Genomic DNA, 23443 nt, shown 5'->3' on the forward strand with positions numbered 1-23443 from the left:
GCGGTGCTGCCGGCACCTGGGCGGGCGGGCTCCCGCCTGGCCCGTCAGCAGCCCGCCGTCAGGGGCGCTCCCTGGCCGCGCTGCCCAGCAGTTCCCGACCCCGGGACAGCACCATGTCCCTGAACCGCGTCGCTTGGGCCGGCCCGTCCGGCCGGTTGTGCCAGACCAGGCCAATGTCGCGCCGGGCGGAGGGCCAGGTGATCTCCACCTCGCGCCAGCCGAGGGAGCCGCGGAAGGCATCGCGGCCGGAGGCGGAGGCACCGCGGCCGGGACGGGCAGGAGGCGCCACGGCAACGCCCAGCCCCGCGGAGACCAGCCCGCGGATGGTGTGGAGGTCCTGGCCCTGGAAATCCACCCGTGGGCGGAACCCGGCACTGCGGCACAGCGCCTCCACGATCGAGCGCATGCCGTAGCCGGGTTCAAGCATCACAAATCCTTCGTCCCGCACCGCGTCCAGCCGGGTCCCGCCGGAGCCGGCCAGCCGGTGGCCCTCGGGAACCACCAGCATGAGCGGTTCCGAATACAGCACCTCCGCACGGATGGTGCTGGTCGGCGCGGGCGGTGGGGCCACGAGAGCAAGGTCAGCCGCCCCCGTTTCGAGCAGTTCCAGGCAGAATTGCCGGCTGCCCTGCTGGAGGTCGAAGGTGACTGAGGGGTTGTCCTTGGCATAACCCCTGATGAGCAGGGGCAGCGTGGCCTCCCCGAAGGTGTGCTGGAATGCCACGGAGACCTGGCCGAACGACTTTCCGGATTCCTCCCGGGCCTGGGCCAGGCCAGCGCGCACCGCAGCCAGCGCCTCGGCCGCCTTGGGGATGAGCGCCAGCGCCGCCGGCGTCAGTTCCACGCCGCGGCCCCGGCGCAGCAGCAAGGGCGTACCGACGACGCCGGCCGCCCGGGAAAGCGCCCGACTGGCCGTCGACTGCGGGATCCCCAGCGCCTGTGCGGCTGCCGTGACGTGACGGCTGGCACCCAGTTCCACCAAGATCGGCAGCACGGGAAGCAGCCCGGAGAGGTCGTCGTGATCGTCTTCCATGCTTCATGGAAGCATGGAAGCGCCAGGTTTGTCATCCATATTTGGGTTGGATTTGAACAAATCATGCATTGGACGCATTGGTCAGGCGGACCTACGGTTGAACCTGTGATGAGCGCGAACCAGACCGGGACCCCGACAGCGCCTGCTCCATGGGCGGGCCACGGCCTCGGCAGTGCCGGCTACCGCAGGGTCCTCGCCGCGCTGGCGTGTTCCGGAGTCGCAACTTTTGCCCAGCTGTACTCGCTCCAGGGGCTGCTGCCCCTGATGTCCCGCGATCTGCACGTCTCCGCCGCGCAATCGTCCCTGGCCATCTCCGTGGCCACCCTGGGCCTGGCCGCCGCGGTGCTTCCGTGGTCGTTTGTGGCGGACCGCGCCGGGCGCGTGCGCACCATGGGAGTGGCCGTCATCCTGGCCACCGTCTTCGGCCTGCTGGTTCCCGCCGCCCCGAACTTCGAAACACTCTTGATCCTGCGGGCCCTGGAAGGCGCCGCCCTGGGCGGGATCCCGGCGCTCGCCATTGCCTACCTGACCGAGGAAATCAGCCCGCGCCACGCGGGGGCCGCGGCCGGCGCCTACGTGGCCGGCACCACTCTGGGCGGGTTGTTCGGGCGGCTGCTGGCCGGACCCGTGGCGGACCTTGCCGGCTGGCGGATCGGGACACTCTGCGTGTCCACCTGTGCCGCAGTGGCCGCCGTCGGCTTCCTGTTGCTGGCGCCCGGGCCACGCGGCTTCACCCCGGTGCGGGGAGGCGGCGGCTTTCGTGCGGCCCTGGCCAGGCTGCTCCCCCAGCTGCGCAACAAGTCGCTGCTCGCACTGTACGCACAGGCGTTCCTGTTGATGGGTGCCTTTGTCAGTGTCTACAACTACTTGGGCTTCCGCCTTGAGGCGCCGCCCTACCTGCTGCCAGCCTCCGCGGTGGCACTGCTGTTCCTGGCCTACCTGGCCGGGACGGTGTCCTCGCGCACTGTGGCGGGACTGGCTGCGCGGTTCGGCCGGCGCAACATGCTGCTGGCGTCCACTGTCCTGATGGTGGCAGGCCTGGCCGTGACACTGGCCGCGGCGCTGCCTGTCATCCTGGTCGGCCTGGTGGTGTTCACCGCCGGGTTCTTCGGCGCCCACAGCATCGCCTCCGGCTGGACGGGGGCTCTTGCCACCTCGGGCAGGGCCCAGGCCTCCTCGCTGTACAACCTCAGCTACTATGCCGGCTCGAGCGTCGTGGGGTGGTCGGCTGGGCTGGTGTTCCAGGCCGCTGGCTGGACCGCGCTGGCGGCTGCCCTGGCAGTCCTGGCCGTGCTGGCGGCCGGCACGGCGGCGGCCCTGCTGCCCGCCGGGCGCCCCCAACGCTCCTTCAGATAATGCAGCCTTCCAGGCAACGCTCCTTCAGATAATGCAGCCTTCCGGTATGGATTTGGTCGCTCTCGACCGGTTTATTATCGCCGCCCGGGATATTCCGAGGTCGCGCGAAACCTGCACAGCGGGTCACCGCCCTTTACCAGGCGCATTGCGCTTCGAACCTGGCTGTCAGCGACCGGGCGGGGCTTCCCGCCCACGTCCTTTGGACTCGCCGTCGCCAAGATTGACGACCCGCAGGCCCACGCCTCGGCTGCGGACTTTGGCGGCGAAGGCAAGCATGTCCCGGGTGGATCGCCCGGGACAATCCAGGTTTAGACGAAGAACGTGCCGCCGTCGACCATCGTGTCCTTCCCTTGGTTTGTGGGACCATGAGTCTTGCGGTGGATGCACCTCGTTACTCCAATGCGGCCGTTTCAGGAAAGGACGCCCGTACCGATGACGTAAGAAGCAGCCATTGCTAGAAGCGCCCAGTTCCAGGACTCCGGTCATGGTGAGGTAATGACTGTGGGTTGTTAGGCGTTGCTCTTGATTTTGTAGCGCAGGATGAGCCCGGTGCCTGGGTAGCGGGTTTGGGTGCTGTTTAGGTGTTCGCATAGCTGGGCGATGGCCGCGGTTTTTGCCTTGGTCGGCAGTGGGTCGAGGCTGATCGTGAGGTATCCGGGTTTGGTGGGGTCGATGTCACCGGCCTGGTTGAAGGCTTGGCGCATGAGCGCGTGGGCTTCCTGGGTGGCGCGCTTGTAGCCGGTGTTGGTGCGGATTTCCCGCGCGATGCTCATCGCGGTGTTGTAGGCGGCCATGCGGATGCCGTGGTGGATGAGTTTGGTCTCGGTGTTCAGGACTTGCTGTCCGGGGCTCAGGTCCCCGAGCCGGACCTTCGCCGGAATGCTCTTGTGCACTTTCTCGGCAGCGACCAAGGCATTTTCTGCTTCCCCCACCGGTGCCATGACCTGGTTGTGCATGGCACTGGTCAGCGTGACTTCACCGGCACCGTCGGCCGGGGTCTTCAGGGCCAGCAGGTTCGCATCCGCCACGGCGGCGGCCTCTGCATGCGCATTCCTGGCGGCAACGACCTTTTGGTAGGCCTTCTTCTTTGCCGGTTCCGGCACCAAACGGTCCTCATCGTCACCGGTGGAAGCATAGGAGTCGTGGGAGTCGAGGTCGAAGTGCATGCGGGCATAGCGGAACTGGTTTTCCTGCCGCCACCGTGAACCCATCCGGTACACCACCTCGCCAGCGCTCATGTCCCTGTCGGTGGTGAGGATGTGGATTTGCCGGGTGCCACCACCGGTCGCTGGAACGATCCGGCTGACCTGCCGGATCGTGAACACTTCCCCGGTCGTCTTCGTGGCGGCCAGGGGCAGGTCAACGAGAGTGTCAGCAACAGACCAGGACCGTGTCTGAGCATTCTCGCCGGTGTGGGATACCTCGGCGAACTGGTCGTCGTCGATGTTTTTGCTGGCGCCTTTGCGCCAGGTCAGCACATCAAAACCCTTTTCTGCCATGTGTTGAAAGAGCGCCGGTGACCAGCCTCCACGGTCAAAACCGACCAGCACGCGCCGGTCATCACCCACAGCCGTGCGGAGTTCTGGCAGGAGGTTGCGCAGCTCGGTGGCCAGGGACGCACCCGGTTCGGCCATGACGACGAACACCGGTGAGCCGTGGGCGTCGGTGACCCAGGTTTCCTCGGTTGCAGGGACCGGGAACTTGAGCCGGGTGGAGTAGATCTTTCCGATCTTCTTAGTGCCCTGGTAGGCGCGCACATGCCCGTCAACATAGAGGATCGCGGTCAGATCCTCAGCATCGGGACCGCTCATGTTCAGGTGGTGTTTGGCCAGGGCGGCAATAAGCTCCTCGGCTTTGCCGGCCTCGGCGAGTTGGGAGATCCGGCGGCGGATCGTCTTTACCTCCGGGGCTCGGTCCATGCCCAGCACCCGACCCAGTTCCACAGGGTTGAAGCGGGTGGCGCCCTCGGCCCGGGTCTCCCCGGCCAACGCCCGCAATACGGCATCGATCAGGATGGTTTCCAGTCCGTAGAACCCGTCCGGCAAGGAACCATACACCTCCTTCGCGCAGGAGAGCAGTCCGGTGGTTTCCAGTGCCGGCAACGCCAGGAACAGCCCGGCATGGCGAATGTGGGCGGCCGGGGCAAACACCGGGGCCGCACAGTCAAGGAGCCCGGCCCGTGCCGCTGCCCGCTCCCCATCACGGGGCACCGGGGCCGGCAGCACCGGCAATGCAAGCTGTTCAGCTGCTTCAAGGGGTGCCACGCCATCGCGGGCAGATGGACCTGTCGCTGCTTCTGTTGCGGTGGTCATGGCCATGGCACGTCGGACCGTGTCAGTGGAAACCCCCGTCGCTTCAGCGGTCGCCCGCAGGCTGACCCCGCCGACACGAACAGCACGTATCTGCGCTGCTTTCTCATCGGTCAGCAGGGAAGGACGTTTGGGACCCTTCTTCACCGGCGCCAAACCCAGCAGCCCTGCCCCTTCCAGGGATTTGCGCCAGCGCCGCAACGACTCCGTGTTCACACCAAAACCGGCGGCGACCTCGTTCACCTGGGCGGCACCGGTATCGACCAGCTGCGAGGCCGCCAAACGGCGCAGACCGTCCTGGCCGGCACCCCACACATAGGCCAACTGCCCGTTGATGAAGACCTTGCCGCCCACCTCATTTTCCAGCAGGGCGGCATGCTCGCCCATGAGAACTCCGCCGAGATCGGCCAGCACAGGAAGGGCGGTTTGGATGGTCATTGAAACCATTGTTTCACCCACCCACACAACGAATTCATCACGCCTTTATTATCTCACACTATGGCCAGGATTAACAGCCCGGGCCACAGTAAGAACCGCGTCAATTCAACGAACCACGAAGACCACTTCATCGCCGTGTCCAGAGGCCTGAGTTCTGCTGGCTGCGCCTCTGACAACGGGAGGCGCGTGCGAACAGAGATGCGCTGGATACTGGACCGGCAGGCCCGTCGGCTTATTTTGCCGCGTCAAGACACCCTGCACCGAAAAGCCATGCGGAACAACGCCAAGAATTTGAACAGCGGCGCGGGGACTACGCTGTGCAGACAATGCCGCGAAGAAAACCTGGGTCGAGGTCGTCGGCGTTCGTCATCCTGGATGCCCGGTTTGGCCAGGTGAGGAAGAACTGTCGCCGCGTCAGTTGCCCGCCTGGGCTTGATCGGCTGCGGTTTCACGGGTGGTGCAGTCAACGACGTGGGCCGTGCCGGCGATTTCCCGCAAGGCAAAGACGCCGTCCAGCGCAGCTTTTACCGACCCGAAATCTGCGGACAGGGCCACTGTGCGCATGAAGTCATCGACTATTTTTATGCGGTACGCCCCGTTGGTCTCTTGATGCAGTTCAATTCGTCCAGTCATCTGATGTCTCCTTTTTGAGCCATGGTTGTGTAGTTGGTCAATGCGCGGGGCCTGCCCTGCTTGCCCTTCCGTGCGCGCGGCCCGGCATCGGGTTCGTGCACGGAAAGGTACATCCCGTGGGCTGCTCCCCCTGATCGCGCGCCGGGCTGGCGCCGTTTATCGGGTGCCTGTTCATTAGTTCCGTTTCATTTGGGCTGTCTGTGCCACCGGGCAAACCTGTGCGCAGGAATGGCTCATAGTGGCACGTCCAACTGGAATCCGCAGTGACACTTGAGCCGGTGGGTGCGAACCGAAATCGGGCCGGCCGGGTTGCCTTGGCTGCCCGCAGGAACGTGGAGATGCGAAAGGCCTTCCGCGATTTCCAACATCGGCTCACCGCAATGGATGAAGTAACGCCCGAAATGCAGGACACCCGGGGCTGTGGCCCCTGAGTTGAGTATCTCGGCCACCTGCTGGACCGTGGCATCCTGCGCGCTGAAAGAGCCGCAGGCTGAACATGAGTACTCGACGGAGATACGGCCGGCGATCTTCGGTTTGATCGGCCCAATGAATTCGATGATCAGGTCATCGGTGCTACCGCACCCAGAGCAGATCAAGGCCTGCGTCCCAAGGGCGTCGCTTCCCCCGTGACGATCTGCAGGTGGCAAGGCGGCCATAAAGAATCTCCCAAATGACGTTCAAGAGACCAGGACTTGATTGTTTAGGCGGTGGCCGGAAGGGTCCCGGCCACCGCTTACCCCCAAAGAGAGTGTGCACTCCCCCCAGGGATATTCACACAGTCATAAGTTTTACACAATGTAATGGATAAGTGAATAGTATGACGCTTCTTTTCCATGTCCTGCGCCTCTGCGGCATCCAGAACGGCGCCAGGCTGATTCCCACAGCAGTACGAAGCCGCAGGCGCTGACACCCGTGACGGCACACGGCGCCGGGCGGACCTTGGGCACCGCGAGTTGGACCGCGGGCGGTTCTGGCACATTGGACGCATGGTGAAACCACCCAGCCAAGGCACCACCCTCGCCCGTCCCGAGGGACGGCACCGGCAGGCTTCCGCATGGGTGGAGGCAATCTCAAGCCGTCCGCTCCCCAGTGCGCGGGGCCCTGGCCGCAGAGAATGACGCGGGGCCTTGGCCTCAGAGAATGATAGGTCAGGTACGGACGGGTGCCGCGTGCGTCGCAAGAGGAAGGACGTGATCGGGATTCCAGGCGGGCTTGCTGCCGGCCCGCCGCTGCTCGACAGTGCGGCCCAATGCAGGGTTGCTCTCAGCCAATGTTCTCCCAAACCGACTCTGCCGCCGCAGCGTCCTGCTCCCTGCGCCGCAGCGTGCGGCTGAGGGCGTCCATGCGCTCGGCGGCCAGCGCCACCAGCACGCTGTTGGCGGTTTTACGAAGGGCTTCCGCGCGTGAGCCGGGCGCCCAGCCAGCCTCGACAGGCGTGATCAGGCCGGTGGCCACCAGGCCATTGGCGAGGCCCACCCCGGCGATGCGGGCGCAACTGACGGCGAGTCCGGGCGTGAGGCGGTTGGCCGAGATTTGCGCGGATAGGTTTTGTGGTGCAATCCCAGTGCTGCGGCACAGCTGTTGGCGCAGGCCGGAGGGGCCGATCGCATCCAACCACGCTCGCACGGATGCCCGGTGCGGGATGGGGGAGAACTCGATCTGGACTTCATCGGCGCCGCTCTCCGCGGCGGCACTCCTGGCCAGGACCTCCCGGAGCAGGTCCATGTCGGATATTTGACTCAACAGCTCAGCATCACTGGGCTGGGCAACCCCTGCAGCCACATCACGGTAGTCCGGGAAGACGGAGAGGGATTCAACCACCGAAAGCCGTCGGGAACGGCTGACAGCAATAACCGTGGCGACGCTGACACGACCGCGCACCAACTGCTGGGCCAGAGTCGAGCGCTTGATCCCGGCTGCACGGCACACCGCCGCATGGCTCATCGCCGGCGCCACGACGTCAAGCCACCGCTGGAACGACACTGCAGAAACCGTCAAGGTCCCACTCTCCTCGCGACTGCACCGGATAAGGACGAAAGATGCGCATCGCGTGCCCCGCAGGCATATGCGCGCCGCTGGATGAGTGATTCCAGGCCGCCGCGCCTGGCGCAGGCGCCCGCGCGGCACCAGCCGCAAAATTTGGCGTCGTCAGGGCAAGCTGGACGAACGCCCGTGAAAGCGGCCTGCAGGTGTCCCCCGTCATCTAACAATGCCCAGTCAGGAACCTTCCAGACATCGGCTTCCGATCTCATAGCGGGCCACCAGCCATTAAAGGAAAAATGCAAGCCACAGGTAATACAAAGCCTGAATGTTCTAGGTAGCCAACCATGGCGGCGGTACCCTTCCAAAATTAGGGAATCTAAGGATCCGCCGGGGTCTGGGGCTTACTCTCCACGCTAACAGGCTTCGACGTCCGCCGATAGGGCTGCCATGGCAGCAGGCAGGCAGCATGATCACCTCTATGAGGGGCAAACGGTGCCCGCCGCTCCACTGAGCCCCATTGAAGCCCATGGAGGACCGGACCCGCGCCTCCTCGTTGCTTCCCCAAACACCCCTGTCAATGCCTCCAGCCCCGGGCCTTGAAGACGCGGTGAGTGCGTTTGCCGATGTCGCCGCCATCAGCCTGCGGCAGTAGCGGGCCTGCGGGAGGGCACAGGTGTCAAGGGGCAACTCCAACGGACAGCCAACAGCAGAATCGGGATTGAACACGTCAAGACGTGGTTGCACCCGCAGCAAATGCCCGTGATCGCGGCAAACTTAGCGACACTTGCACGGCTATTTTGGCGCGGTCTCGCCATCCCTGGATCCGCGACTTGCAACCCATCAAATTCAAGTCGATGCTAGCTCCGGGGGTGCGACTTCGAGCGGTCACAAAGCCGCGTCAACTGTCGCCAAGCAATCAACTGCAGGAGCGTCAGCAAAAAACACCCCGCATCTGCAGGAGCGTCAGTGACAGACGGCTTCGACGGCCCGGACCAGGTCGGCCAGGATGTCCTCGGCGTCTTCAAGCCCGATCGAGACGCGCAGCATGGTGGCGTGCGGCTTGGCCTCCGCGGCCACCGGCCGGTGGGTCAGCCCGGCGGGATGCTGGATCAGGGTGTCAACCCCGCCGAGTGAGACGGCGTGGGTCATGAGCCGGACATGCTCCGGAATGGCCTCGGCATGCTCGGCGGTGTCCACCTCGAAGGACAGCAGCGATCCCGGGCCGACCATCTGCGTGCCCACCAGACCCAGCGGGTCGCATTCCGCCAGGCCCGGGTAGAGCACTCGAGCCACGGCCTCGTGGGACTGCAGCGCCGAAGCAACCTTGTGGGCGGTTTCCTGCTGGGCGCGGACACGGACCGGCAGCGTGGCCAGCCCCCGGTGCAAAAGGTAGGCGGGCCACGGCGTCAGCAGCCCGCCCGTGATGGCGCGGACCTGCCGCAGGCGCGAAGCCCAGCCCGCGTCCGTGGCCACCACGCCGCCCATCGCATCGCCGTGGCCGCCGAGGAACTTCGTGGCGCTGTGCAGCACCAGCGAGGCGCCCAGTTCCAGCGGCCGCTGCAGGACCGGCGTGGCGAAGGTGTTGTCGATCATGACGGGAACGCCGTCTGCCTCGTCCACGAGCGCCTTGATGTCCAGCAGGCGCAGATCCGGGTTGGCCGGCGTCTCGGCAATCACCAGCCCGGTCTCGGGACGCAGCGCGGCGCGCACCCCGCCCGGCTGCACAAACGTCACCCGCGTCCCAAGCAGCCCCGTGGCCAGCACGTGGTCCGAACCGCCGTAGAGCGGCCGGACCGCCACCACGTGCGGCTTCCCGCCCGCGACGGCGGCGAGAAGTGCCGCGGCAAGTGCGGCCATGCCCGTGGCAAAGGAGACGGATTCCGCCGAGCCCTCCAGCGCCGCGACGCCGGATTCAAAACGGGCCACGGTGGGATTCCACAGGCGCTGGTAAACGGTGGTCTGGCCAGCGGCGGGCACTCCACCGGTGGCCATGAGCTCGTAGGCGTCGCCGCCGGACCCCACACCTGCCAGCGGCGCCGTGGTGGACATGTCCAGCGGAATGGCATGCACGCCCAGTTCCGCCAGGTCCTCGCGCCCTGCATGGACCGCCGTTGAATCCCAACCCAGTTCGATGCCCAACATCGCCAACCTGCTTTCCCCGGCCGCATTGCCATAAAGATTCATCGATCAGCAGCAAGTATGTCCCAGAAATGCGGATATTTGTTAGAATGGTGAACTATTGGCAGGATCAATCGCCAAATTCGCGTCATTACATCACCTTGGAGGATCCCATGGCGTCACCAGCGAAGAACGTTCGGCGCGACTCAGCCGGGCAGCCCCGGCCCGTGGAGGCCCTTGACGGCGTGGACCGCCAGATCATCGACGCGCTCGTGGCGGACGCCCGCATCACCAACCGCGATCTCGCCGACGCCGTGGGCATCGCGCCCTCCACGGCGCTGATGCGCACTCGCTCGCTCATGGAACGCGGCGCCATCGAAGGCTTTGAGGCAAAGCTGAACCTGGCCGTGATCGGCCGGGCGGTCCAGGCGCTGATCGCCGTCCGCCTGCGAGCGCACGACCGCGACCAGATTGACACCTTCACTTCCCGCGTCCCGAAGCTGCCCGAGGTGCTCTCCACCTTCCACACCTCCGGTTCCGTGGATTACCTGCTGCACATCGCCGTCCGCGACACCGACGCCCTGCGCGACTGGGTGCTGGACAACCTGACCACCGACCCCGTGGTGGGCCACACCGAAACCACGCTGGTCTTCAAGCACATGCCCGGCCACAGCGGCCCGCTGGACTGAGCCCGGCGCCGGCGCGCCCGCCGGAGTCGCACGTTTGCAGGGCCGCACGCTTAGCGCGCTGCACGTGTTCAAGGCACGACGCCGGCGGGCCTGCTCCCGGGCTCAACGCACCTTGGCGGCGGGCCGGCTCCTCCGGTGCGCGGCAACGGCCAGGGCGGCGCAGGCCACGACGATGGGTACGGCAAAGCCGCTGACGGAAGCCTGCAGCCCCCAGAGCTTCACGGCGACCCCCAGGCCGAGCACCGGCACCGCGCTGCCAAGGTACGTGACGATATAGACGGCGGAAATGACCTGTGCATGCCGGGAAGGTTCCACGGCTGCGGCGACGTCGTTGAAGACCACGCGGAACGCCGCGCCCTGGCCCAGCCCGGCGCTGATGCTCGCCAGCACCAGCAGCAGGGGCGATTGCAGCGGCCCGGCGGCCGCGATCAGCGCCACCGAGGCCCCCAGCAGCAGCAGGCCGGCGGGGACCAGGAAGCGCCCGCGCAGTGAAAGCAGCTGGCTGAGCGCCGAGCAACCGAGCGTGACAGCGGCCAGCAGGCCGATCAGGGGTCGGGAATCAGCCTGCATGATGTGGGCAAAGTAGCCCGGCGCCAGCGACAGGCAGAACCCGAAGACCGCAAAGCTGACGAATCCGGTGGCCGCCGCGAGCCAGAACGTGCCGCGCGCCGAGCGGGCCAGCGCGGGCAGCCGCGGCCGGAGGTAGTTGCGCCCCTGGCCGGCGGGGGCCGGGGCGAGTGCCGGACGGGCATCGAGCATCAGCAGCGGCACCAGCAGCAACAGCAGGATCACTGAGTGCACGGCAAACGGCGCTTGGGTGTGGTCCGGGAGCAGGGACAGCAGCCCGCCCACCACGGGCCCGGCGGCCACGCCGCCCGAGGAGGAAAGCAGCGTAAACCGCGACGCCCACTCCGGCCTGCTTGGCATCAGGTCGCGCAGGGCCGCGGCGCTGGCACCGGTGCCGATGGCCACGGCCAGGCCCTGCAGGGCACGCCCCGCCACCAACATCGGCAGCGAGCCTGCCGTGCCAAACACCAGCCCGCCCGCCAGGCCGACGACGACGGCCAGCACCAGGGCGGCACGCCTGCCAATGTGATCGGACCAGTGGCCGAAAAGCACCAGCCCGCCGATGAGGGCCACCACATAAGCGGTGAAGGCAACCGTCACACCCACCGAGTCGAAGCCGATCCGCGCCTGCAGCAGAGGGTAGAGCGGGGTGGCCAGGTTGGCCCCGACCAGCAGCGTGAAAATGACCGTGCCAGCCAGAAAGAGGCGCGTGCCGACCGTGGCATTCCACGACCACCGGGAAGCGGGCGCGGGGCGCATGGCCAGGTCCTGCAGGACGGTCACGGTCACTCTCTTTCACGGCTCTTGTTGTTGCAAATACTTCTATAGACTGAGGTATCGACCGTCCTTTGATTCAAGTTTTCCCTTTCTTTGAAGCATATTGATCAATAACGTGAGCACTACACGTTCCGGAGTGAGCCGCATGAGCATTTTGGACCCCCTTGACGTCCGCCTGGTACTTGCCCTGATCGGGGATCCGCGTGCCCAGATCGGCGAGCTTGCCGACGCCCTCGGCGTGGCCCGCAACACCGTCCAGTCGCACCTTCGCCGACTCACGCGCACGGGCGCCCTGCGTCAGGGCGGCCGCGAGGTGGACCTGGCGGCGGTCGGCTACGACGTGGTCGCGTTCGTCACCATCGAAGTGACACACCGCGACCTCGACGGCGTCGTGGCGGCCATGCGGGCCGTGCCGCAGATCCTGGAGGTCTATGAAATCTCCGGCCGGGGCGATGTCTGGTGCAGGCTGGCCGCCCGCGACGTCCACCACCTGCAGGGGGCGCTGCGCCAGCTGCTGCGCATCAAGGGAGTGATCCGCACGGAGACCTCGCTGGCCCTCCACGAACACATTCCCTACCGGCTCCAGCCCCTGCTGGAAGGCATGAGCCGCGGCTGACGCCACCGCCGGGGCGCGGCGGAAAAGGCGGGGGCGCGGCGGAAAAGGCGGGGGCACCGCCGTCGTGCGTCCATAATGGGCAGGTGACCATCATTGATAACGGCGTGTACGTGGACGGCGTCCGCGTTGCGACCCCCGAAAGCCTCGACCAGACCTACGAGGCCATGGCCGCGTGCGGCGGCATGGCCTGGATCGGCCTGTTCCGCCCCGACGCCGCGGAAATGGCGTCGCTGGCCGACGAGTTCGCGCTCCATGAGCTGGCCGTGGAGGACGCCATCAAGGCGCACCAGCGGCCAAAGATGGAAAGGTACGACGACGTCCTGTTCACCGTGCTGCGGCCCGCCCGCTACCTCGATGCCGAGGAAGCGGTGGAGTTCGGCGAGCTGCACGTCTTTACCGGCAAGAACTTCGTGATCACCATCAGGCATGCCGAAACGCCCGGCCTCGCGTCCACCCGGCGCCGGCTCGAAGCGGACCGGGAGCTGCTCGCAGCGGGTCCCGAAGCCGTCCTGTACGCCATCATGGACCAGGTGGTGGACGACTACCTGCCGGTGGTCGTCGGGCTGGAGAACGACATTGACGAGATCGAGGACCAGCTGTTTGCCGGGGACCCCCTCGTCTCCCGCAGGATTTACCAGCTCTCCCGCGAGGTCATTCACTTCCAGCGCGCGATCCACCCGCTGCAAGACACGCTGGGAGGGCTCAAGGGCGGCTTTGAAAAGTACGGCGTCGACGTCGAGCTGCAGCGCTACCTGCGCGACGTCGGGGACCACGTGGAAAGGCTGACCGCCAAGGCGGACTCCTTCCGGCAGCTGCTGCAAAATGCGCTCACCGTGGATGGAACCCTCACCGCCAACCGCCAGAACGAGGCCAGCGCCGCCCAGAACGAACAGGTCAAGAAGATCTCGTCCTGGGCTGCCATCTTCTTCGCCCCGACGTTCGTGGCGGGCGTGTACGGCATGAACTTCCACGACATGCCCGAGCTCGCGTGGCCGTGGGGCTACCCGTTTGCCCTGGGGCTGATGCTGCTCATCGGGTTCATCATGTACGTGGTCTTCAAGAAGAAGACCTGGCTTTAGCGTCCGCGCTGCCCGCCGGCTCGACCCAGGCCGGCGGGCGCAGCCAGCCCGGCGCCTGCCGGCGGAAGTCGTGGGGATCCAGGGTGGCCGCCCCCGCCGGCAGGGCACCCAGGAAGGGCGTCTCCAGCTGCTGGAAATAGCCGCGGTTGTCCTCTTCAATGTCCGACGGCGCAGGGGGCCAGGAGCCGACCACCAGTCCCGCGGCGGGGAGGCCGCGGCGCTCCAGCGCCTCCAGCGTCAACAGCGTGTGGTTCAACGTGCCCAGCCCGCTGCGGCAGACCACCACGATGGCGCTCCGGGCGGCCGGGGCTGCCAGGTCCGCGAGCGTGTTGCCGTCACCGTCCAGCTCCACGAGCAGGCCGCCGGCCCCTTCGACCAGAACGTGGTCGAACGACGCGGCCAGTTCCGTGATGCGGTCCAGGTGGTGCGCGAGCGTGGGCAGCTGCCGGCTTTCGCGGGCCGCGGCGGCCACCGGGGCCATGGGGTCCCGCAGGCGGATGCCTTCGTAAACAGCCCGGACGCCGCTGAGTCGTGCCACCTCGGCCATGTCCCCGGCGCCATCCGGGGCCACCCCGGTCTGGGTTGGCTTGTACACGGCCACGGCGGCCCCGCCGGCTGACAGCACGGCGGCGAGCGCCGCCGTCGTCAGGGTCTTTCCGACGTCCGTGTCCGTGCCCGTGACAAAGGTGATTCTGGCTGCTTTCATGGTGCCCCCTGGGCGGCGGTGACGGTGAGCGGGGCCTGGAAGGAGAGCAATCGCAGCCACTCCGGCGGCGGCCCCGCCGGGCGCAACCCGGGCAGGGCCGCCGCCGTTTCCTCCACCACCAGGGCGGTTTCCAGCTCGGCGAGCCTGGCGCCGAGGCACCGGTGCAGGCCGTGGCCAAAGGCCAGCGAATAGGCCGTCGGGCCGGCGCCGTCCGGGTGCCGGCCGCTGAGTTCGAGCAGGATTTCCGCACCGGCCGGCAGGCAGGTGCCGTCCAGGGTGGTGTCGTGGAGGGCGGCCCGCCGCCAGGTGTGCACGGAGGATTCCGTGGCCAGCACCCTGCGGACGTGGGCCTGGGCCCGGGCCGGTTCCGCGAGCGCGGCCCAGGGGCCTGTGCCGACGTCGGACTCAATGCCGCGGTACAGTGCGGTGTTGATCAGCTGGGAGGTGGTTTCCTGCCCGGCGATCACCAGGAAATACCCCAGCGAGCAGACTTCCGGCTGGGACAGCCCGGCGGCATCCAGCACACCGAAGAGTGACGCCGTTCCGCGCGAGGCAGCCGCTTCCTCCCGGAGCCACGCGTAGAATTCGGCGGCACTGTGCGCCAGGACCTGCTGCCTGTCCGTGTCCGGCCAGCCCCAGAACAGCTCGAGCGAATCGCGGCTCCAGCGCTTGAGCACATCAAGGTCCGGCGTTGGCTGGCCGGTGAGCTCGGCCATGACGAGTGGCGGGATGTGGCGGGCCACGGCGTCGGCCAGGTCCACGGGCCCGTGCCGGAGTGCCGCCGCCGCCACGTCCAGCCGGGCCCGGGCCAGCTCGCGCACCCGCGGCGCGATGGCCGCCACCTTGGCGGGCGTGAAAAACCGGCTGACCAGGGTCCGCACGGCGCGGTGCCGCTCCCCCGTGGCGGAGGCCAGGACGGGCGGCAGGGCAAACCGGACCGTGCTGAGAATGCGCAGCGTGGCGGGGGCCAGCGGCACCACCGAGGTGAGGGCGTTCGTGGGGGCGAAGTCCCCCGTGCGGCGCATGACCTCGCGCACCTGGGCCGGATCCCCAATCACCGTGAATGTCATGCGGCGCCCACTGCCCGGGCGACGGCCCCGGCGGCCCGGTCCAGGTCCGCCGCACTGAGGTTGGCCCGGGCCGTGAGGCGCAGCCGCGACACGCCGTCGGGCACGCTGGGCGGGCGGAAACACCCCACGGCCACACCGGCGGCACGCAGCCCGGCGGCCAGCGACGCGGCGCGCTCCGACGACCCCACGGCAATGGACTGCACGGCACCGGCAGCTGCAGCCGACCCGCATCGCTTCGCCAGCAGTGCGGCGTTTTCCAGCATGCGCCTGGCGAGGCCGGGCTCGGCCAGCACGATCCTGGCAGCCTCGGCCGCTGCCGCCGCGGCGGAAGGCGCCAGCGCGGTGTCGAAGATGAACGTCCGGGCGGTGTTGGCCAGGTGCTCCCGCAACAGCTCCGAGCCGAGGACGGCCCCGCCCTGCGACCCCAGCGCCTTGGACAGCGTGGCCGTGACGGCCACATGCGCCGCGCCCGCGAGCCCGGCGGCGTGGACGGCCCCGCGGCCGGCACCGGCCACGCCGATTCCGTGGGCCTCGTCCACCAGCAGCAGCGCGTCGTATTCGGCGCACAGGGCTGCCGCCTCCGTCAGCGGTGCGGCGTCGCCCAGCACCGAATAGATGGATTCAAGCACGACGACGGCCCTTGGCTGGGTGCGCCCGGCCAGTGCCGCCCTCATCCCGTCCGTGTCCTGGTGCGCCACGGACACCGACGGCGAGCGCGAAAGCCGGATGCCGTCGAGCAGCGAGGCATGCACATGGGCGTCGTGGACCAGGAGCGTTCCCGGGCCGCCCAGCGCCGTGATCACCCCGAGGTTGGCGGTGTAGCCGCTGGAAAACGCCAAGGCGGCGTCCTGGCCGGTGAGCCGGCACAGCGCCCGTTCCAGCTCCACGTGGGCGTCCGTGGTGCCGCACACCACCCGTGACGCGCGGGCCCCGGCGCCGTGCCCGGCCAGCGCCCCGGCGGCGGCGGCGATGACGCGCGGGTCCGTGGACAGCCCCAGGTAGTCGTTGGAAGCCAGGTCCACCAGCCCGGGCTGCGGCTCCGTCTTGCGGACCTGCCCGCGGCGCTCACGGACGGCGGCCCGGGAGGCAAGCCAGTCATCCATGGCCGTTGCCGTGCCAGGCGTCGCCGTGCCAGGCGTCGCCGTGCCGGCCGTTGCCGTGCCGGCCATCAGCCGTGCACCCGGGCGATGCCCGCAACGATGCCGGCACCGATGGCGGCCACGTCACCCGGAGTGCTGATGTACGGCGGCATCGTGTAGACGAGGTTGCGGAAGGGCCGCACCCACACGCCGTGCTGCAGTGCCGCGCGCGTCACGGCAGGGACGTCGACCGGCCCGGAGAGCTCAACGACGCCCACGGCACCCAGGACCCGCACCTCCCGGACCGACTCGAGGGAGACGGCCGGGGCCAGTGCGGCCTCCAGGCCCTGCTCGATGCCCCTCACACGGTCCTGCCAGCCCGAGGAGACCAGCAGTTCCAGGGAGGCGCAGGCCACGGCGCAGGCCAGCGGGTTGCCCATGAACGTCGGCCCGTGCAGCAGGGCGCGCAGCGGCGAGCCCGTGATGGCGCGGGCAACCTCCGCCGAGCACAGCGTTGCCGCCAGCGTCAGGTAGCCGCCCGTCAGGGCCTTGCCCACGCACATGATGTCCGGGACCACGCCCGCCCATTCGGAGGCGAAGAGCCTTCCGGTCCGGCCAAAGCCGGTGGCGATCTCGTCGCAGATGAGCAGCAGGCCGTTGTCGCTGGCCACGCGCCGGGCCGCGGCGAGCGCCCCGGGCGCGTAGGCGTGCATGCCGCCGGCGCCCTGCAGCACCGGCTCCAGAATGAGGCCCGCCAGCTCGTCGCGGTGGCGGCCCACCGTATCCTCCAGGACGGCGATCCAGGCAGCGAGCTCCCCGGCGTCGGCCAGCAGCTCGCCGCCGACAAGGCGCGCGGCGGGCGGCCGGGGCAGGAAGAGCTGTTTGGCGATGAGCGAGGGGAAGGCCGCGTGCATGCCGTCCACGGGATCGCACACGCCCATGGCGGCAAAGGTGTCCCCGTGGTAGCCGCCGCGCAGCGCCACAAACCGTGTCCTCTGCGGGCGGCCACGGCCCAGCTGGTACTGCACGGCCATTTTCAGGGCCACCTCAACGGACACTGAACCGGAGTCGGCCAGGAACACGTGGTCCAGCCCGTCCGGCGTCATCCCGGTGAGCCTCTCGGCCAGCTCCACGGCCGGCGCATGGGTCAGCCCGCCAAACATCACGTGGCTGAAGCGGCCTGCCTGGTCCAGCAGGGCCTGGTCCAGGGCGGGGTTCCGGTAGCCGTGGATGGCGGACCACCAGGAACTCATGGCGTCCACGGCGTCGAACTGCGTGCCGTCGGCCGCGCCAAGGCTCAGCCGCGTGCCGGAGGCGCCGAGGACGGCGTAGGGCGCGTCGCCCTCCAAGGGCGCGTAGGGGTGCCACAGCAGGCCACGGTCCCGGGAAATGAGCGTGCCGCCGGGAACCGCACCCTCAGGCATTGGGGGCCACTGCCGTCCCCGCCCCGCGGCGGCGGATGGTGACGGGGACGCCCGGGGAGGCGGCGGCGTCGTACATCCCCGGTTCAGCGGGCTGGATCGGGGCGGGCTGGACGGCGGGGTCCTGGCCAAGGACCACGAAGCCGTTGTCCGCGATCATGTCAAGGTCGGCCTGGCCTTCCTGGCCCTCGCTGGTGAGGTAGTCGCCAAGAAACAGGGAGTTGGCCACGTGCAGGGCGAGCGGCTGGAGGGTGCGCAGATGCATTTCGCGGCCGCCGGCCATGCGGAGCTCGGTGGCGGGGCAGGCGAAGCGGACCATGGCGAGGATGCGCAGGCACTGTCCGGGCGTGAGCAGCCAGGTGCCTTCCAGCGGCGTGCCGTCGAAGGGCATGAGGAAGTTGACCGGGATGGACTCGCTGCCCAGTGCGCGGAGGGCGAAGACGGCGTCGACGAGGTCGTTGTTGCTTTCCCCCATGCCGGCGATCAGCCCGGAGCACGGCGACAGGCCGGCATCCTTGGCATGTTCCACGGTCCGCACGCGTTCGGTGAAGGTGTGGGTGGAGCAGATGTCCGCGTAGTTGGACTCGCTCGTGTTCAGGTTGTGGTTGTAGGCGTCCACGCCGGCGTCCTTGAGGCGCTCGGCCTGCCCGCCTTTGAGGATGCCCAGGCAGGCGCAGACCTCCACGTCCGGGTGCTCGCCCTTGAGCCCGGCGACCATGCCGGCCACGCGGTCCACGTCGCGGTCACTGGGGCCGCGGCCGCTGGCGACGAGGCACACGCGGGAAGCGCCGGCCCGGATGCCCGTGGCGGCCTGCGCCACGGCGTCCTCCGGTTTGAGCCAGGTGTACTTCAGGATCTGGGCGGCGGAACCCAGCCGCTGGGAGCAGTAGGTGCAGTCCTCCGGGCACAGGCCCGATTTCAGGTTGACGAGGTAATTGACCTTGACGGTGTTGGCGAAGTGGGCTCGGCGCAGGCGGGCGGCGGCGGCCGCCACCTCCAGCAGCTGTGCATCGCTGGATTCGAGGACGGCGAGCGCCTCTTCGCGGCTCAGGGTGGCGCCGGCAAGCTGCCGGTCGGCGAGGTCTTGAAAGTAATTGAACACCGTTCAAGTTTGCGGTGTGGCGGGCCCGCTGTCAATCGCGGGTGCCGTGTGCGTGCAGCTGATGGGGGAAGATATAGGAACGTGCCGTCATGGCACGGCGGACAGCATGCGGAACCACGGAAGGGGGCGGCCATGGCGTTGACACGCGAGGACGTGGTGGGCGCGGCCATGGGAATCCTGCGCGAATACGGGCTCGCGGACCTTTCCATGCGCCGCCTGGCCCGCGATCTTGGCGTCCAGCCCGGCGCACTGTACTGGCACGTGAAAAACAAGCAGGAGCTTCTCACGGTTCTGGCCGGGCTGATCCTGGCTCCCCTTGTCCGCAGGGAGGCGGCCACGGCCAGGGAATTGGCGGTGCAGGTCCGCAGTGCCCTCCTGTCTGTGCGCGACGGCGCCGAAGTGGTGGCCCTGGCCCACGCGCTGAATCCTGATGCGCCCTCTCCGCTGCTGGGCTTCAGCGCCCGGCTGGCCGGCCTCGGGCTGCCCGCCGGGCAGGCGGAATGGGCCGGGCGGGCCCTGGTGCACTACGTCCTGGGCTCGGTCATGGAGGAGCAGACCCGTGCGGGGCTGTCCCGGGCTGGTCTGCTCACTCCGGCCGGCAGTGTCCCGGCGCCAGCCGCGGAAGCCGGGGCCGCCGGCAGCGCCGGGGAGGTGTTTATGCTTGGCCTGGACATGTTCCTGGCCGGCGCCTCGGGCCGTTCCCTCCCCGCCGCCCATCCGGGCCGTTCCCTCCCCGCCGCCCATCCGGGCCGGGCGGCCGCCAACCCCGGCCCGGCGCCGGCTTAGCCCGCCGTTTACGTGGTTCAGCTGTGTTAATTTCTCGGCCTGGCGCGTAGCGGAGGGTGTGCCCGGTCACGCAGCACGCTCTTCCCTCCGCCGGCCCTGGGCCAGGTGCCCGCGCAGTGTGGTTGCCGTGTATTCGGTGCGGAACAGTCCGCGCCGCTGAAGCTCCGGCACAACGAGTTCCACAAAGTCATCCAGCGAATCCGGCAGCAGGGGCGGCATGAGGTTGAAGCCGTCGGCCCCGCCGTGTTCAAACCAGCGCTGCATTTCATCGGCCACCTGTTCCGGGGTGCCCACCATGGTCGCGTGGCCGCCGCCGGCGGCCAGCCGGCCCAGCAGCTGGCGGACCGTGGGCCGTTCGGCCTCGATGATGCGCACAATGGTGGCGTAGCGGCCCTGCGGTCCCGTGAATTCACGCGCCGGCACCAGGGCCGGCACGGGCGCGTCCAGTTCCCAGCCGCTGCAGTCCCGCTGGACAAAGCGGCCCAGCTGGGTCAGCGAGGCTTCTATCGGCAGGAAGGAGTCGGCTTCCGCCTGCTTGGCCCGGGCCTCCTCCTCGGTGACTCCCACGTAGGTGACGAGGCCGGGCATGATGGCCACCCCGTCCGGGGCCCGCCCGGCCTCCGCCACGCGGCGTTTGACGTCGCTGTAGTAAGCCTGTGCGCTGGGCAGGTCGTAGGCGACGGCATAAATCCCCTCGGCGTATTTCGCCGCCAGCTCGCGTCCTGGCTCCGAGGCCCCGGCCTGGAACAGCACCGGGCTTCCCTGCGGCGATCGCGGCACGTTGAGTGGGCCGTCCACGCTGAAGTGCGGGCCCGAATGGAGCACCGGGCGAATCCTTTCCGGATCGGCGTACCGGCCGGCCCTGTCGGCGAGCAGCGCGTCGTCGTCCCAGGAGTCCCACAGGCCCTTCGCCACCTCAATGAATTCGGCCGCCCGCGCGTAGCGCACGGCGTGCGGCGGCAGGGCAGGCATCCCGTGGTTGCGCGCCTCGGCGTCGAACATGGAGGTCACCACGTTCACCCCGATCCGCCCGCCGCTGATGTGGTCCAGCGATGCCAGCATGCGGGCGGCGTGGAAGGGGCTGTAAAACGTGGAGGACACGGTGCTGACCAGCCCGATCCGCTCCGTGGCCCGCGCAATCGCGGCCAGCATGGTCAACGGCTCCAGATGCCACAACGGCCCCGCGGCCGGATCGCCGGCGGACTGTCCGTCGGCGAAGAAGACGGCGTCAAAGAGCCCCCGCTCGGCCGTTCGGGCCAGCCGTTCGTAGTAGCGGATGTCGCCCAGCCCGTCGATGGGCGAGCCGGGCAGCCGCCAGGCCGCGCCGTGGTGGCCGCAGCCGTGCAGGAACGCGTTGAGGTGCAGCTGGCGCGTGGACGTGCCGGGCATCAGTTCATCACCAGCCCGCCGTCGACCATGAGGTTCTGCCCCGTCACGGAACGCGCCCACGGCGAGGCGAAGAACAGCACGGCGTCGGCGAGCTCGGCCGGCGTCGTGACCCTTCGCAGCGGGGTGGCTGCGGCAATGTAGTCAAACACCTCATCCGGCGTGGCCGCGCTGGCGTCCGTGGTGCGCAGCAGGCCCCCGGAGACCATGTTGACGCTGATGTTGTCCGGGCCCAGGTCCGCGGCGAGCGTACGCGTCAGGGACAGCAGCGCCGCCTTGGCCGCCGTGTAGTCGTGGTAGGGCACCACGGGATTGTGGAACAGGTTGGTGCCGATGTTCACGATCCGGCCGAAGCCCTGCGCCCGCATGCCGGCCAGGGCCGCCTGTGTGGTGTTAAGCGCGCCGCGGACACTGCCGGAAAACTGGGCGTCAAAGTCGGCCCAGGCAATGGCGCCGGCGGTGGCGCGGGAATCGCCGTTGAAGGAAAAGTCGGCCAGCGCGTTGTTCACCACGGTGGTGACGGCCGTGCCAAAGTGAGCCTCCGAAGCCGCGAAAAGTGCCGCCACCTCCTGCGGGTCGGTGACGTCGGCCTGCACGGCGAGCGCCCGCTCCGCACCGGCGGTTGCGGCCAGTTCCCGGGCGCCGGCGGCGCTGTTGCGGTAGTTGGCCACCACCCGGCATCCGGCGTCCAGGAACGACCGGGCAATGTGGTTTCCGAGGCCGCGGCCGGCACCCGTGACGAGGACTGTTTGTTCTGACAACTGCATGGTTCTCCACCTTGGTCAAGGCGAAAAGATGGGGCACGGCCGTGCACCGCCCCCCAAGGGCAGGCGCCGACAACCGGCAGGACATCCCTTCGCTAGTGCTAACTAGATCAGGTTCAACGGGTGTGTTTCTCAGCCCCGCGAAGGGCACCCCGTGTCACTGCCTGCGAGTTTAGGCGAACCGCACCCCGGAACCCAACGGGCCGGGAAGATTGCCCGGCTTGTTACGTGCGGCGCGTCATGTGCGCGCCAGCGCCTCGATGTCCTCCAGAAAGTCCTGGGCCACGGCGTCGCTGACGGTGGCCCTGGTGTCCGCAATGGTCTCCAGGTAGTCGGCGGTGACGGGGCCGCCCGCCTGGGCACCGCCGTCGTACACCGCCTTTTCCAGGGCGCGCTGGGAGGCGCTGCGGGCCGCAAACTCGATGTCCGCCGGGGAGAACCCGGAGCTTGCCGCGACCAGACCGTCAACGTCCACCTGCCCCATGGCGGCGGCCGGGATGAAGCGCGTCCACATGGCCGCGCGGGCGTCCGCGTCCGGCAGCCCGATGGGGATGACGTAGTCGAAGCGGCCGTGGCGCAGGAAGGCCGAGTCCAGCGAGCGGATGAAATTCGTGGCGCACACGAGCAGCCGGCCGGGCTGGTCGCGGAACGCCGGGATGATCTTCAGCAGCTCGTTGGTGACGCCCTGCATGGGCGACGGCGGCTCCCCCGAGCGCTGCGACGCGATCTCCTCGACCTCGTCGATAAACACGACGGCGTGCTCCAGCTCGGCGATGTCCAGGAACGTCTGCCGCAGCGCGCCGGCCAGGCCGCCCGGGTCCCCCGCGAGCCGCGACGGGAACACTTCCACAAACGGCCACTCAAGCCGCGACGCGATGGCCTTGGCGAAGGTGGTCTTGCCCGTCCCGGGAGGCCCGAACAGCACGACCGCGCGCGGCGGCACCACCCCGAACTCCTCCGCCAGCTCCGACTCGGCCAGCGGCAGCACCAGCCTGCGCTCCAGCAGCTCCTTTTCCGCCGTCATGCCCGCCACCCGGTCCCAAAGGTCGCGCGGGAGCACCCGGCCGCCCAGCTCCTCCAAGGCACCCAGTTCGGCGCGCTGGACGGGGATGCGGCGTTCAAAGTAGCGCAGGTTCTTCTTCACCACAAAGCCGCGGTTGGTAAACGCCTCCACCCGGGTTTCGGTGTCCGGCATGAGGGCGGAGAGCTTGTTCAGCCCGTGCGCCGCCATGCGGTTTTCGACGGCGGCCAACAGGGAGGTGCCGATCCCCTGCCCCCGGAAGGCCGGCAGGGTGGAGAGGAAGACGATCCAGCCCTGGTCGTGCGCAGCCCTGGCCACGGCGGCACCCACCAGCTGTTCGCCCTGGACGGCCACGACCGCGTGGTCCTTTTCGCAGGACGCCAGCACTTCGGAGAGGTCGTAGACGGGTTCCACGCCGTTCGCCTTCAGCGACTGCCACAGCGCCAGGATCCCCTCCACGTCCTGCGGATGAAAGTCCCGAATCTTCCGAGTCGTCATGCTCCAGCGCTC

At 68.5% G+C, this 23443-nt stretch carries 20 protein-coding genes and 1 riboswitch; of the genes, 5 read left to right on the forward strand and 15 right to left on the reverse strand.

Features of this window, described 5'->3' with window-relative positions:
* Positions 1 to 58: 58 nt before the first annotated feature.
* Positions 59 to 1033, reverse strand: coding sequence for a LysR family transcriptional regulator (locus DMB86_RS17435; RefSeq protein WP_113718900.1), 975 nt, complete (start codon positions 1031 to 1033; stop codon positions 59 to 61).
* A 108-nt stretch (positions 1034 to 1141) separates the two neighbouring features.
* Between DMB86_RS17435 and DMB86_RS17440 the strand changes: the two genes are divergently transcribed.
* Positions 1142 to 2389: an MFS transporter gene (locus tag DMB86_RS17440; protein WP_113718901.1), complete on the forward strand. Its 1248-nt coding sequence runs from the start codon at positions 1142 to 1144 to the stop codon at positions 2387 to 2389.
* A 509-nt stretch (positions 2390 to 2898) separates the two neighbouring features.
* On the opposite strand, the gene DMB86_RS17450 is transcribed toward DMB86_RS17440, so the two are convergent.
* The 5 genes from DMB86_RS17450 to DMB86_RS17470 all read right to left on the reverse strand — a co-directional run bounded on the left by DMB86_RS17450 (position 2899) and on the right by DMB86_RS17470 (position 9894).
* Positions 2899 to 5136 carry a putative transposase gene (locus tag DMB86_RS17450; RefSeq protein WP_113718902.1) on the reverse strand — a complete coding sequence of 746 codons (2238 nt, stop codon included), beginning with the start codon at positions 5134 to 5136 and terminating at the stop codon, positions 2899 to 2901.
* Between the two features lie 414 nt (positions 5137 to 5550).
* Entirely contained in the window at positions 5551 to 5769 is a 219-nt protein-coding gene (locus DMB86_RS17455; protein WP_113718903.1) for a hypothetical protein, read from the reverse strand.
* 233 nt (positions 5770 to 6002) lie between these two features.
* The gene (locus tag DMB86_RS17460; RefSeq protein WP_113718904.1) at positions 6003 to 6425 is read right to left on the reverse strand and encodes a hypothetical protein; all 423 of its coding nucleotides are present in this window, start codon (positions 6423 to 6425) and stop codon (positions 6003 to 6005) included.
* A gap of 607 nt (positions 6426 to 7032) precedes the next feature.
* Entirely contained in the window at positions 7033 to 7767 is a 735-nt protein-coding gene (locus DMB86_RS17465; RefSeq protein WP_113718905.1) for a hypothetical protein, read from the reverse strand.
* A 948-nt stretch (positions 7768 to 8715) separates the two neighbouring features.
* Complete coding sequence (locus DMB86_RS17470) at positions 8716 to 9894, reverse strand: trans-sulfuration enzyme family protein (protein WP_113718906.1); 1179 nt, start codon at positions 9892 to 9894, stop codon at positions 8716 to 8718.
* Positions 9895 to 10043: 149 nt separating this feature from the next.
* Between DMB86_RS17470 and DMB86_RS17475 the strand changes: the two genes are divergently transcribed.
* Positions 10044 to 10559 (forward strand): Lrp/AsnC family transcriptional regulator, encoded by a 516-nt coding sequence (locus DMB86_RS17475; RefSeq protein ID WP_113718907.1) that lies wholly within the window; start codon positions 10044 to 10046, stop codon positions 10557 to 10559.
* Between the two features lie 102 nt (positions 10560 to 10661).
* Here the strand turns inward: DMB86_RS17475 and DMB86_RS17480 are convergent, their stop codons facing one another.
* The gene (locus DMB86_RS17480; RefSeq protein ID WP_113719670.1) at positions 10662 to 11909 is read right to left on the reverse strand and encodes an MFS transporter; all 1248 of its coding nucleotides are present in this window, start codon (positions 11907 to 11909) and stop codon (positions 10662 to 10664) included.
* A 139-nt stretch (positions 11910 to 12048) separates the two neighbouring features.
* Here DMB86_RS17480 and DMB86_RS17485 point away from each other — a divergent pair, with 139 nt between their 5' ends.
* Both DMB86_RS17485 and corA read left to right on the forward strand, forming a co-directional pair.
* Positions 12049 to 12519: an Lrp/AsnC family transcriptional regulator gene (locus DMB86_RS17485; protein WP_171814540.1), complete on the forward strand. Its 471-nt coding sequence runs from the start codon at positions 12049 to 12051 to the stop codon at positions 12517 to 12519.
* Between the two features lie 83 nt (positions 12520 to 12602).
* Complete coding sequence (gene corA, locus DMB86_RS17490; RefSeq protein WP_113718909.1) at positions 12603 to 13598, forward strand: magnesium/cobalt transporter CorA; 996 nt, start codon at positions 12603 to 12605, stop codon at positions 13596 to 13598.
* Here corA and bioD read toward each other — a convergent pair.
* The 5 genes from bioD to bioB form a co-directional block, all read right to left on the reverse strand.
* On the reverse strand, positions 13576 to 14304 hold the full coding sequence (gene bioD / locus DMB86_RS17495; RefSeq protein WP_113718910.1) for a dethiobiotin synthase: 729 nt from the start codon (positions 14302 to 14304) through the stop codon (positions 13576 to 13578). The two genes, corA and bioD, sit on opposite strands and share 23 nt — an antisense overlap.
* Positions 14301 to 15374 carry a cytochrome P450 gene (locus DMB86_RS17500; RefSeq protein WP_113718911.1) on the reverse strand — a complete coding sequence of 358 codons (1074 nt, stop codon included), beginning with the start codon at positions 15372 to 15374 and terminating at the stop codon, positions 14301 to 14303. Before DMB86_RS17500 ends, bioD begins: the two co-directional genes overlap by 4 nt.
* A complete protein-coding gene (locus DMB86_RS17505; protein WP_113719671.1) occupies positions 15371 to 16477 on the reverse strand; it encodes an aminotransferase class I/II-fold pyridoxal phosphate-dependent enzyme in 1107 nt (368 codons plus the stop codon). Before DMB86_RS17505 ends, DMB86_RS17500 begins: the two co-directional genes overlap by 4 nt.
* Positions 16478 to 16542: 65 nt before the next feature.
* The gene (gene bioA / locus DMB86_RS17510; RefSeq protein WP_113718912.1) at positions 16543 to 17877 is read right to left on the reverse strand and encodes an adenosylmethionine--8-amino-7-oxononanoate transaminase; all 1335 of its coding nucleotides are present in this window, start codon (positions 17875 to 17877) and stop codon (positions 16543 to 16545) included.
* Positions 17870 to 18976, reverse strand: coding sequence for a biotin synthase BioB (gene bioB / locus DMB86_RS17515; RefSeq protein ID WP_113718913.1), 1107 nt, complete (start codon positions 18974 to 18976; stop codon positions 17870 to 17872). The genes bioA and bioB overlap by 8 nt, the downstream gene beginning before the upstream one ends.
* A gap of 132 nt (positions 18977 to 19108) precedes the next feature.
* On the opposite strand from bioB, the gene DMB86_RS17520 reads away from it, so the two are divergent.
* A complete protein-coding gene (locus tag DMB86_RS17520; protein ID WP_113718914.1) occupies positions 19109 to 19762 on the forward strand; it encodes a TetR family transcriptional regulator in 654 nt (217 codons plus the stop codon).
* Between the two features lie 66 nt (positions 19763 to 19828).
* Here DMB86_RS17520 and DMB86_RS17525 read toward each other — a convergent pair whose 3' ends face one another.
* The 3 genes from DMB86_RS17525 to DMB86_RS17535 form a co-directional block, all read right to left on the reverse strand.
* Positions 19829 to 21151, reverse strand: coding sequence for an LLM class flavin-dependent oxidoreductase (locus DMB86_RS17525; protein WP_113718915.1), 1323 nt, complete (start codon positions 21149 to 21151; stop codon positions 19829 to 19831).
* Positions 21151 to 21915, reverse strand: a complete 765-nt coding sequence (locus DMB86_RS17530) for a 3-oxoacyl-ACP reductase (protein ID WP_113718916.1) — start codon at positions 21913 to 21915, stop codon at positions 21151 to 21153. Before DMB86_RS17530 ends, DMB86_RS17525 begins: the two co-directional genes overlap by 1 nt.
* Positions 21916 to 21982: 67 nt before the next feature.
* Positions 21983 to 22077: riboswitch (TPP riboswitch) on the reverse strand.
* A gap of 73 nt (positions 22078 to 22150) precedes the next feature.
* Positions 22151 to 23431, reverse strand: coding sequence for an ATP-binding protein (locus DMB86_RS17535; RefSeq protein WP_113719672.1), 1281 nt, complete (start codon positions 23429 to 23431; stop codon positions 22151 to 22153).
* Between the last annotated feature and the right edge of the window lie 12 nt (positions 23432 to 23443).

The organism is Arthrobacter dokdonellae (genome assembly GCF_003268655.1).
GTDB lineage: Bacteria > Actinomycetota > Actinomycetes > Actinomycetales > Micrococcaceae > Specibacter > Specibacter dokdonellae.

Bases quoted from the DNA above. Each gene is read 5' to 3' on its own strand.
- DMB86_RS17435 (WP_113718900.1), bottom strand. From the start codon at position 1,033: ATGGAAGACGATCACGACGACCTCTCCGGGCTGCTTCCCGTGCTGCCG.
- DMB86_RS17440 (WP_113718901.1), top strand. From the start codon at position 1,142: ATGAGCGCGAACCAGACCGGGACCCCGACAGCGCCTGCTCCATGGGCG.
- DMB86_RS17450 (WP_113718902.1), bottom strand. From the start codon at position 5,136: ATGACCATCCAAACCGCCCTTCCTGTGCTGGCCGATCTCGGCGGAGTT.
- DMB86_RS17455 (WP_113718903.1), bottom strand. From the start codon at position 5,769: ATGACTGGACGAATTGAACTGCATCAAGAGACCAACGGGGCGTACCGC.
- DMB86_RS17460 (WP_113718904.1), bottom strand. From the start codon at position 6,425: ATGGCCGCCTTGCCACCTGCAGATCGTCACGGGGGAAGCGACGCCCTT.
- DMB86_RS17470 (WP_113718906.1), bottom strand. From the start codon at position 9,894: ATGTTGGGCATCGAACTGGGTTGGGATTCAACGGCGGTCCATGCAGGG.
- DMB86_RS17475 (WP_113718907.1), top strand. From the start codon at position 10,044: ATGGCGTCACCAGCGAAGAACGTTCGGCGCGACTCAGCCGGGCAGCCC.
- DMB86_RS17485 (WP_171814540.1), top strand. From the start codon at position 12,049: ATGAGCATTTTGGACCCCCTTGACGTCCGCCTGGTACTTGCCCTGATC.
- bioD (WP_113718910.1), bottom strand. From the start codon at position 14,304: ATGAAAGCAGCCAGAATCACCTTTGTCACGGGCACGGACACGGACGTC.
- DMB86_RS17500 (WP_113718911.1), bottom strand. From the start codon at position 15,374: ATGACATTCACGGTGATTGGGGATCCGGCCCAGGTGCGCGAGGTCATG.
- DMB86_RS17505 (WP_113719671.1), bottom strand. From the start codon at position 16,477: ATGGATGACTGGCTTGCCTCCCGGGCCGCCGTCCGTGAGCGCCGCGGG.
- bioA (WP_113718912.1), bottom strand. From the start codon at position 17,877: ATGCCTGAGGGTGCGGTTCCCGGCGGCACGCTCATTTCCCGGGACCGT.
- DMB86_RS17520 (WP_113718914.1), top strand. From the start codon at position 19,109: ATGGCGTTGACACGCGAGGACGTGGTGGGCGCGGCCATGGGAATCCTG.
- DMB86_RS17525 (WP_113718915.1), bottom strand. From the start codon at position 21,151: ATGCCCGGCACGTCCACGCGCCAGCTGCACCTCAACGCGTTCCTGCAC.
- DMB86_RS17530 (WP_113718916.1), bottom strand. From the start codon at position 21,915: ATGCAGTTGTCAGAACAAACAGTCCTCGTCACGGGTGCCGGCCGCGGC.
- DMB86_RS17535 (WP_113719672.1), bottom strand. From the start codon at position 23,431: ATGACGACTCGGAAGATTCGGGACTTTCATCCGCAGGACGTGGAGGGG.